General features: G+C 70.5%; 10 protein-coding genes. 5 read left to right on the top strand and 5 right to left on the bottom strand.

What is annotated here, in order from left to right:
* On the top strand, positions 1–1,582 hold a 1,582-nt coding region (locus ACWGI8_RS32730), incomplete at its 5' end, for a sensor histidine kinase (RefSeq protein WP_453666490.1).
* A 161-nt stretch (positions 1,583–1,743) separates the two neighbouring features.
* Here ACWGI8_RS32730 and ACWGI8_RS32725 read toward each other — a convergent pair.
* The 3 genes from ACWGI8_RS32725 to ACWGI8_RS32715 are packed head-to-tail and all read right to left on the bottom strand — an operon-like array spanning position 1,744 to position 3,507.
* On the bottom strand, positions 1,744–2,841 hold the full coding sequence (locus ACWGI8_RS32725) for a baeRF2 domain-containing protein (RefSeq protein ID WP_453666489.1): 1,098 nt from the start codon (positions 2,839–2,841) through the stop codon (positions 1,744–1,746).
* Between the two features lie 2 nt (positions 2,842–2,843).
* The gene (locus ACWGI8_RS32720) at positions 2,844–3,239 is read right to left on the bottom strand and encodes a DUF6256 family protein (RefSeq protein ID WP_453666488.1); all 396 of its coding nucleotides are present in this window, start codon (positions 3,237–3,239) and stop codon (positions 2,844–2,846) included.
* Positions 3,240–3,270: 31 nt separating this feature from the next.
* The gene (locus tag ACWGI8_RS32715) at positions 3,271–3,507 is read right to left on the bottom strand and encodes a DUF6186 family protein (RefSeq protein WP_453666486.1); all 237 of its coding nucleotides are present in this window, start codon (positions 3,505–3,507) and stop codon (positions 3,271–3,273) included.
* 371 nt (positions 3,508–3,878) lie between these two features.
* Between ACWGI8_RS32715 and ACWGI8_RS32710 the strand changes: the two genes are divergently transcribed.
* The 3 genes from ACWGI8_RS32710 (at position 3,879) to ACWGI8_RS32700 (ending at position 6,272) form a co-directional block, all read left to right on the top strand.
* Positions 3,879–4,436 (top strand): GNAT family N-acetyltransferase, encoded by a 558-nt coding sequence (locus ACWGI8_RS32710; RefSeq protein ID WP_453666484.1) that lies wholly within the window; start codon positions 3,879–3,881, stop codon positions 4,434–4,436.
* A gap of 76 nt (positions 4,437–4,512) precedes the next feature.
* A complete protein-coding gene (locus ACWGI8_RS32705) occupies positions 4,513–5,193 on the top strand; it encodes a formylglycine-generating enzyme family protein (RefSeq protein ID WP_453666482.1) in 681 nt (226 codons plus the stop codon).
* 602 nt (positions 5,194–5,795) lie between these two features.
* Entirely contained in the window at positions 5,796–6,272 is a 477-nt protein-coding gene (locus ACWGI8_RS32700) for an NUDIX hydrolase (protein ID WP_453666481.1), read from the top strand.
* Positions 6,273–6,326: 54 nt separating this feature from the next.
* On the opposite strand, the gene ACWGI8_RS32695 is transcribed toward ACWGI8_RS32700, so the two are convergent.
* Positions 6,327–6,557, bottom strand: coding sequence for a response regulator transcription factor (locus ACWGI8_RS32695; RefSeq protein WP_453666479.1), 231 nt, complete (start codon positions 6,555–6,557; stop codon positions 6,327–6,329).
* Positions 6,558–6,941: 384 nt separating this feature from the next.
* Between ACWGI8_RS32695 and ACWGI8_RS32690 the strand changes: the two genes are divergently transcribed.
* Positions 6,942–8,165 (top strand): GDSL-type esterase/lipase family protein, encoded by a 1,224-nt coding sequence (locus ACWGI8_RS32690; RefSeq protein ID WP_453666477.1) that lies wholly within the window; start codon positions 6,942–6,944, stop codon positions 8,163–8,165.
* Between the two features lie 344 nt (positions 8,166–8,509).
* Here ACWGI8_RS32690 and ACWGI8_RS32685 read toward each other — a convergent pair.
* The coding region (locus ACWGI8_RS32685) for a patatin-like phospholipase family protein (protein ID WP_453666475.1) at positions 8,510–8,997 on the bottom strand (488 nt) is incomplete at its 5' end.

Here is an 8,997-nt window from a genome sequence, read left to right as displayed (position 1 = left end):
GCTCGTCGCCGTGCGTTCCGGCGTCGACGCCGGCAGCGCGGCCCGCACCGAGACCTTCGACTACTACACGGCCGTGATCTCCGCGTTCATCCGCGCGCAGTCGGCCGACACCACCGACGCGGCCCGCGGCGACCGGACCCTGGTCGACGGGATGGCCGCGTTGCAGGCGCTCGCCGACGCCACCGAATCGGTGGCCCTGGAGCGCGGCGCGCTCAACGGCGTCTTCGCCGCCGGACGCTTCCGAGGGGACGAGTACCTGGAGTTCACCGAGGTACGGGCCGCCCGCGTGGCGGCCCTGCGCCAGTACGAACAGTCGGCGACACCGGTCCAGCGCAAGGCGCTCAAGGGGGCGTTCGCGACCAAGGATGCCCGGCGCGCCCTCGCCCTGGAGGACCGGGCCTCCGCTGCCGCGGACGGCTCACGTCCCGGAGTGGACCCCGCACAGTGGTGGCAGTCCATGACGGTCCTGGTCGACGACCTGTATGGCGTACAGCAACGCGTCGGCGCGGACGCACAGGCACGGGCCGGGCAGCTCAGCGACACCGCGACCGGGCAACTGGTCGGGTTCATCGGGCTGGGAGTCCTCATCGTCGTGGTCGCGGCCGCCCTCGCCATGCTCTCGGCCCGTTCCATCACCCGACCGCTGGGCGCGCTCGCGGAAGAGGCGGACGACGTGGCCGGCACCCGGCTGCGGGAGGCGGTGCGACGGATCCAGGAGGCGGAGCCGGACCCGGCCGGCACACGACCGCTCACGCCCGTTCCGTACGAGCCGAGGTTCCACACCAGCGCCCAGGAGATCTCCCAGCTCGCCGCGGCCCTGCGCAACGTGGAGCGCACGGCCGTGGGCCTCGCCGCCGAGCAGGCGGCCCTGCGCCGCAACACGTCCGAGTCCCTCGCCAACCTCGGCCGCAGGAACCAGAGTCTGCTCCGCCGCCAGCTCGGACTGATCACCACGCTGGAGAGCCAGGAGATCGACCCGGACGCGCTCGGCGAGCTCTTCGAGCTCGACCACCTCGCCACCCGGATGCGCCGCAACGCCGAGTCGCTCCTGGTGCTGGTCGGCGAACAGGACCCGCCCCGTGCCTGGTCGGGGACGGTCACGACGCTCGAGGTGGTGCAGTCGGCGCTCTCGGAGGTCGAGCAGTACCGGCGGGTCGTGCTGCCGGACGTCCAGCCGGGCCGCATCCGCGGCCACGCCGTCGCCGACCTCTCCCACCTGCTCGCGGAGCTGATCGAGAACGCCCTCTGCTACTCATCGGCGCACCTGCCGGTCGAGGTGTACGGCTGGCGCGATGTGGACGAGTACTGCCTCGCCGTCGTGGACCGCGGCATAGGGATGTCCGCCGAGGGGCTGGCCCGGGCGAACGCCCGGCTGGCAGGCGAGGAGAGTTTCCTCGTCGCACCGACGGGATTCCTCGGCCACTATGTCGTCGGCAGGCTCGCCGCCCGCTTGGGCGCGCAGGTCGAGCTACGCCCGACCGAGGGCTCCGGCACCACCGCGTTCGTGGCCCTGCCGGCCTCGCTGCTCGCCGTGTCGCCGCCTGCGTCCGCCACCGAGCAGCCCCTGGCAGCCAAGCCGTGACCGGGCTGCTGCCACCCGGCAGGCGCGCCGGCGCGACAAGTCCCTCATCCTGGCGAGCCCTCGCCGATCCCGCGCCAAGCCCGCGGCGGGGCCGCGCCGGGACCGCGCCGGGACCGCGCCGGGTCCGTCGGCAGGACGAGTCCGCTATGACGACTCCGCCGTCAGCACGGCGTCCCCGGGTCGGTGTACCGGAGCAGCGCGCCGACGCCTTCCTGCAGGCGCAGCACGTGCTCCGGTGCCACGACCAGCTCGGCACCGGTGCCCACGAGCGCGCGGACCAAGGCCTCGTCGGCAGGCTCCTCCCGGGGTGCCCGTACCCCGAAGGACAGCAGCTCGTCCTCCGTCAGGGCCAGCTGAGTGGGCTGTGAGCCCGCCCAGAGACAGCGGGACGACCCCGGCGGGCGGTTGAGCAGCAGTGCCGCGACCTGGCCGCGTTGCAGTGCGGCGACCGTGGCGGCCAGACCCTCGGCCGCGGCCCCGTGCCGGGCCCGCCTGGCGATGAACGTCTCCACGAGTACCCGGTCGTGGATGGCCATGTGTCCTCGGAAGACCGTTTCGAGCTGCGGCTCCAGGAGCGCCCGCCCGGTGTCCGTCGGCGTCTCGCCCCCGACCCGTACGACCCGGTCCCGCAGCCTGTCGGGCAGTCTGCGCACCAGGACGCCGCAGGCCCATTCGTCCCCGCCGATCACGAAGGCGTCGGCGCCGTCCTGGCGCGCCCGCTGGTCCAGTTCGTGGCCGAGCCGGACGGCCGTGTCGTGCCATTCGCCCACCGGGACCCGCCGGTGCAGCCGCTCGCCCGGGGCGACGTTCGAAACAGGCCAGACACCGGTCTCCGCCACCACCGTCACCGTGCCCTCGGTCTCGGCGGTGGGCAGTCCGCCGTAGTGCACGACCGCGGTCAGATACGGGATCTCCGGAACGTGCTGCGCCACCAGGGGCATCGCGTCGGGCAAGGTGCCGTAGCGCGCCGAGTCGTGCGCGGGCGGCTTCGGCAGCTCTCCGTCCAGCACCAGCGCCCCGTGGGCGGTGAAGATGGCCTGCCCGTGCATGCCGGGCAGCTCCGCGTCCGCGCCCACCACCTGCTCCACAGCCGTGATGGTCGCCCGGTCGACGCCCTGTCGGGTCAGCTCGTCGCGCAGGCGGCGCCAGCGCAGCGCGATCGCCCGCTCCGGATGGTCGATGTCGCGCGAAGTGTCCAGGTACACGGATACGAAGGGGCCAGGCTCCGCATACAGAGGCCCCAGGAACGACAGCCTCATCCTCACTCCTCGGCGCTCTTCTCCCTCCTTCTCCTTCGATGATGCTGCAGTCGTACGGCAACCCACGATGCGAGGAAGAAGACCGGCAGCGTGATCCCCACGAGCAGCGCGCCACCCGTGACCGCACTCGCCAGCAGCCGGCCTCCCCGGCCCGCCACACCTTCATAGGTCACGGCCACGACGGCCATCAGCAGCACATAACCGCCCACCGCGGTGCCGGCCACCTGGCGGATCAGTCCCGGCCACCCGCGCCCCGAGGCCACCCGGGCCGGACGCCGCGCAGGCTGCCAGGAGCCGTACGGCTGCCGGCGCAGGATGCGCAGGCCGAGGGCGAGGTATCCCATGACCAGCGCATAGCCGATCAGCATGAGCGAGATGTTCAGCGGCAGGGGAAGCACGGCCGGCCCCTTCCCCCGCGCCGACGGATCATCACGACGCGTCCCGGAGCAGGAAGTGCCAGCCGCGGACGAACGCGTGCCAGCCGAACCACAGCCACAGGGCGAAAAGCGCCCATCGCCCCGCGGGACGGCGCATGACGGCGCGCACGGCATCGCTGAGGGTGGGGAAGGCGTCGTCGACCCGGATCAGGCCGATGCCCTCCCAGGCGAAGATGGCGCCGAACAGTACGGCCCAGACGAGATACCCGATCACCGGATGCTCCGCCACCGCGACCTCCCGCACGCGTGTGTGCCATTGCCCCGCCGTACCAGGGCGGTCAGGCCGATCATCCGCCACGACCGGCCCGGAAAGCCGGACCCGCCACGGGAAGGCGCGGTGGACGTGGCGGCGTACGCTTCGTCGAGCCCTCCGCCGGACCCTGGCCGGTGCATGGCAGGCCATCCATCTGTGTGACGTTCGGCGGGCCTGCGCCTCCTCGGCTCGGCCCCATGCCGCCCATGGCATGGTCATTTGATCTCCGGTGCCGAACACGACTCGAACCTGGCATGTTCGGTGACCTCGAAGTGCCAGGTCACAGGCCATCTCAGACGGTTGGCGAATGTCTGGACCTCGCGCGTTGCAGCGTGATCGAATAGGGGATGGCATCGTTCTGGACTGGCAAACGGGTACGCCTGCGCGGTATCGAGCCCGACGACTGGACCGCGTTCATGCGCTTCGCCGAGGACGACGAGCGGTTGGGAGACACGCTGCACCCACCCCGTTCCGCCGAGAGCCACCGCGCCTGGGCGAAGGAGCAGGCCGCTGCCAAGTCCGACGGCAACTGCTTCCAGTTGGCAATCGAAGCCGCCGACACAGGGGAAATAGTCGGTGCTGTCGGCTCGCACCACGCCGACCCATGTGCGGGCTGGTTCGAGTACGGCGTCACGATCGGCGCTGATCATCGATGCAAGGGCTACGCGGCAGAAGCTGTCGTGATGCTGCTGCGCTTCATGTTCGCCGAGCGGCGCTTTCACAAGTGCGGAGCGCGGATCTTCGCACACAACGCGGCATCGCTGGCACTTCATCGTCGGCTCGGCTTCATCGAGGAGGGCCGGCTCCGCGATCAGGTGTTCTTCGCCGGTCGGCGCCACGATCTCGTCATGATGGGCATGCTCGCCGACGAGTTCGCCGAACTGCACTCGATGAGCGAGCTGTGAGCTTGCCATCCAGGTCCGGGGCGCGGAAGGCCTGCCGCAGCTCACCCAAGACGAGCGTCAGTAGGATCTTCCGATCATGGATGTGAGCGCAGAGGACGAGATGATCGCCGTCCCGCCGGGGCAGGTAACGCTGTCGGACCGGCGGACGCAGCGCAATTGGCCGGTGGAGCTTGCGCCCTACCGGCTCTCGGCGTTCCCGGTCACCCAGGCGCTGCACGCACAGGTCACTGGCCGGCGGCCGAGCACCGCTCGTGGGGACCAGCTACCCGTCGAGGGGGTTTCCTGGTGGGACGCGGTCCGGTTCTGCAACACCCTGTCCCAGCGCGACGGGTTCGCGCCCGCCTACCACCTTCATGCCGACGGCGAAGGCATCGAGTGGGACGCGTCCGCCGACGGGTACCGGCTGCCGACCGAGGCGGAGTGGGAGCACGCCTGTCGTGCCGGTACGACCGGACCGCGTTACGGGCCGCTTGACGAGATCGCCTGGTGCCGCGGCAACTCGGGCGAACGCATCCACGAGGTGGGCGGCAAGCAGCCCAACGCCTGGGGCTTCTACGACATGCTCGGCAACGTGTGGGAATGGTGCTGGGACATCTACGACCCCGAGGTCTACGGCACCTACCGGGTGCTGCGTGGCGGCGGGTGGTTCGACGAGCACTGGAGTTGCCGGGCCTCGGTGCGGCGCCGCAGCCACCCGACCTTCCAGGTCGATGACGTGGGTTTCCGCATCGCGCGTTCCGTCATGCATGGGCAGTGAGGTGTGCGCCATGGCCGCGTCCCACACCGCGTCGACCACCTGTTGGTGATCACGCCACGGACGACCGCGCCCGTCGACCTGCGGAAGCAACGGTTCCATCCGCTCCCACGCCGTATCCGTCAGCTCGCCTCCACGTGGCACGTGATCCCTTGTCAGTGGCGGTCATGGACGACAACGGGCGCAACGGTCGGGACGAACAAGCTCATCCGATAGGTCGTCGGCTGGACCAACCGCCCACAGAGCGTGTCCATTCGGACCAGTGTCCAGTCGATCTGCTCGTTCTCGGCTCGCAAGCGCCGAACCTGAGCGCGCCATTCCGACGCATCCTCGGTCTCGAAGAGCACTTCCCAGCGTCCCGCCTCAGGGGCGAAGCGGGAAGCATCCCGCCGGCGCCTCTCCTGCTCATGTTGCTTCCGCTTCCTCTGCCCAGGCACGGGCTCAGCATCGCCGTACTCCCCGCACCCCAGCAAACCCATTACCCGCACACCGATCTCAGCGAGCAGGTGATCGTTTGTGGGACAGGTCCTGGCCCGTGTCCGAGCTGTCGATCAACACAGCCCAGGCCTTCATCGACATTCCGAGCACCGCGTAACGTCAGGGCGGTGGAATCAACGCTCCGGCCCGCCTCCCGGGTCATCTGCCTGGACGCCGCCCATCGCCTGCTTCTTCTGCTCTGGCGTGATCCGTTCGACGGGACACGGCTCTGGGAGCCGCCCGGCGGCGGCATCGAGCTTGGCGAGACGCCGCTGGCGGCGGCGCGACGCGAACTGGCCGAGGAAACCGGACTCGACCCGGCTGCGGTTCTTGACCGGTCGGTGCCGGTCGACCGTGATGTGCAGTGGAACGGCAAGCGGTACGTCGGGTCGGAGCATTTCTTCGTCGCTCAGTTTGCCGAGGAGCAACCATCGCTCGTACGGACCGGCCTGCTCCCCGACGAGCAGGCCAACCTGGACACGCACGCCTGGATCGCGTGGTCGGAGATCGGCTCGCTGCCGGACCCGGTTGAGCCGCCGCAGTTGCTTGCAGTGCTCGGCGCCCTGGTGCCGGACGGCCCGTGGTGTGATCGTGATCGTGCATGAGACGCGAGCACAGCCGTCGTCGCCGCTGGGCTTGGACGGGCGGGTGGCCGGGTGTCACAGGCCGAGGGAGATGGCCAGTCGGGTGAGTTCGGCCGTGGTGTTGATGTTGAGCTTGGCCCGGATGCGGCGGAGGTAGGCGTCGACGGTGTGCTTGGAGAGCCCCATGTGGCGGGCCGTCTGCAGGTAGGTGCGTCCGGCGGCGATGTGCCGCAGCGTCTCCTGCTCACGCGGAGCCAGCGCGGGTGCGGGGGCTTCGGCGTACGGCGTGGCGAGTGCGAGGCTCATGGGATTCCCTCCGGCGGATCGGCCCGGTCATCACTGCTCACACCCTCGGAAGCAGGGGCTTATGCCCGAATACTGCGTTTTGCCCTCTTTTCAAAAGGCTGCCGGGGCGACTTCACGACGGCGTCCGTCGACTGTCACAGGCGTGTCACACGTCACATGCCACGGACGGTCACAGCACGATTACAAGAAGGAGCCTTACGGCAGGGTAAGGCTGAGTGGTCGTCGACGACTGGATGCAGCTGTAGCCGATCAGCGGCTGAGCGGGATCCTGTATCTGTTGCACGCCCGGGCCGGCCGTCTGGTGGACGGCGACCGTCGGCACCGACCATGGGTGGGCCGGAAAGCCATTTGCGGATTCAGGAACCCGGTTGACAGGCTGAGATCATGAGTGCTCAGCAAGATCCCGTCCCCGGCTCCTCCACCGCGCCCCGGGCGACGGACTGGGTCACCACGCCCGTCACCGCCGACCTCCTGCGCGGCGCACTCGACTTGGAACGCACCGAGCACGGTGTGCTGCCGCACCGGCTGCCCGCCCGGGCGCGCATGCAGTGCGCCGATGGGCAGCTGGCCATGGCGGAGGCCCAGCCCTCCGGCGTACGGCTGGTGTTCCGTAGCCGGGCCACCTCCGTTGAGCTGGACACGCTCCGCACCAAGATGGCCTACCAGGGCGCGCCGCCCCGTCCGGACGGTGTGTACGACCTGCTTGTCGATGGCCGCCTGGCCGGGCAGGCCAGTGTGACGGGCGGCAACGTGCTGCTGGTGGACATGACCACCGGGTCGGCGGAAACCCGGCCCGGCCCGGTCGGCACGGTCCGGTTCACCGGTCTGCCCGACCGTGTGAAGGACATGGAGATCTGGCTGCCCCACAACGAGATCACCCAGTTGGTCGCCCTGCGCACCGACGCCGCCGTCGAGGCCGTGCCGGACGAGGGCCGCAAGGTGTGGCTGCACCACGGCAGTTCGATCAGCCACGGTTCCGACGCCGCAAGCCCCACCACGACTTGGCCGGCGCTGGCCGCCTCTCTCGGCGGCGTGGAGCTGATCAACCTCGGTCTCGGCGGCAGCGCCCTGCTCGACGCGTTCACCGCCCGCGCCCTGCGGGACACCCCCGCGGACCTGATCAGCGTCAAGATCGGCATCAACCTGGTCAACACCGACCTGATGCGTCTGCGCGCCTTCACTCCGGCGGTGCACGGCTTCCTCGACACCATCCGCGAGGGACATCCCACCACGCCGCTGCTGGTCGTCTCGCCCATCCTGTGCCCCATCCACGAGGACACCCCCGGCCCCAGCGCCCCCGACTTCAGCAACCTCAGCGCTGGAAAGCTGCAGTTCCGGGCCGCGGGCGACCCCGCGGAACGGCGCAGCGGGAAGCTGACGCTCAACGTCATCCGGGAGGAACTGGCCCGCATCGTGAAGCAGCGGGCAGCCGACGACCCGAACCTGCACCACCTCGACGGCCGCGACCTCTATGGCGAGGCGGACTTCGCCGAGCTGCCGCTGCCCGACCAGCTCCACCCGGACGCCGCCACACACCGCCGCATCGGCGAACGCTTCGCCGCCCTGGCCTTCGGCACCGGCGGACCGTTCACCGCCGAACGCACCTGAAACGCCCGCGCTCCCAGGGCGCCAGATCTTTGCTCGTCCGCCTGTCCAGGCTGCGCCTGTGAGGAGTGATGTCGCGAGCCAGGTGTTTCCCGAGGTCGGGTTCAGGTCACCCGTCGACACGGCCGTGGTTGCTGCGGCGGAGCAGCGTCCGGACTGCCGCCTGGCGTCCGAGCTCATCAGTCTGCTTCGGGAAACCGGCGGCATAGTCGGGCGCTACGGAGTGGAAACAGCCAGGCGCCGGGAACAGGTTGTCGAGCGGAACCCTTCCTCGGGCCACGATCAGGACTGATGACCATGATCGCCGTCGAGGCCCCTCCTCTCGGCGGGCGCCACCCGTGGTTGCGTCAGCCGTGCCACACCTCGGCCACGGTCTCTGCGACTGCGGTCGCCTGGGCGTGTCCGGCGCGGGCGGCAGCCGGGCGGCGGGAGTCGTCCACCATGTTGCGGCCCATCGCGCGGCGGGCGGTGCGATCCGGGGCCAGGACGGTGATGCGGGCGCCGTCCGCCGCCAGGGCGACGGCCTCCTGCGTGGCGCTGGGGTGCGGACCGACGGCGTTGGGTATCGGCGCGAGCGCCACGATGCGGCGGTGGCCGCGGGCGAGGCGGATGTTGCTGGTTGAGCGGCTGCCGCCGTCCATCCAGCGGCGGCCCGCGACGGTCACGGGCGGCCAGACCACGGGCACCGCACAGCTTGCCGCGACCGCTTCGAGAAGGGTCGGGCCCGAGTTTGCGTCGAACACTTCGAGACTCCCGGTCCGCGCGTCGACCGCCGAGATCCGCAACTCGCGCTCGGGCCAGTCCCGTACGTCGCCCAGCAGGGCGCCGACCGCGG

Source organism: Streptomyces sp. NPDC054841, assembly GCF_053611045.1.
The sequence above is the reverse complement of the archived record's forward strand: the minus strand, read 5'-3'. Positions and strand labels throughout refer to the sequence as shown.

Bases quoted from the DNA above. Each gene is read 5' to 3' on its own strand.
- ACWGI8_RS32710 (WP_453666484.1), top strand. From the start codon at position 3,879: ATGGCATCGTTCTGGACTGGCAAACGGGTACGCCTGCGCGGTATCGAG.
- ACWGI8_RS32705 (WP_453666482.1), top strand. From the start codon at position 4,513: ATGGATGTGAGCGCAGAGGACGAGATGATCGCCGTCCCGCCGGGGCAG.
- ACWGI8_RS32690 (WP_453666477.1), top strand. From the start codon at position 6,942: ATGAGTGCTCAGCAAGATCCCGTCCCCGGCTCCTCCACCGCGCCCCGG.
- ACWGI8_RS32725 (WP_453666489.1), bottom strand. From the start codon at position 2,841: ATGAGGCTGTCGTTCCTGGGGCCTCTGTATGCGGAGCCTGGCCCCTTC.
- ACWGI8_RS32695 (WP_453666479.1), bottom strand. From the start codon at position 6,557: ATGAGCCTCGCACTCGCCACGCCGTACGCCGAAGCCCCCGCACCCGCG.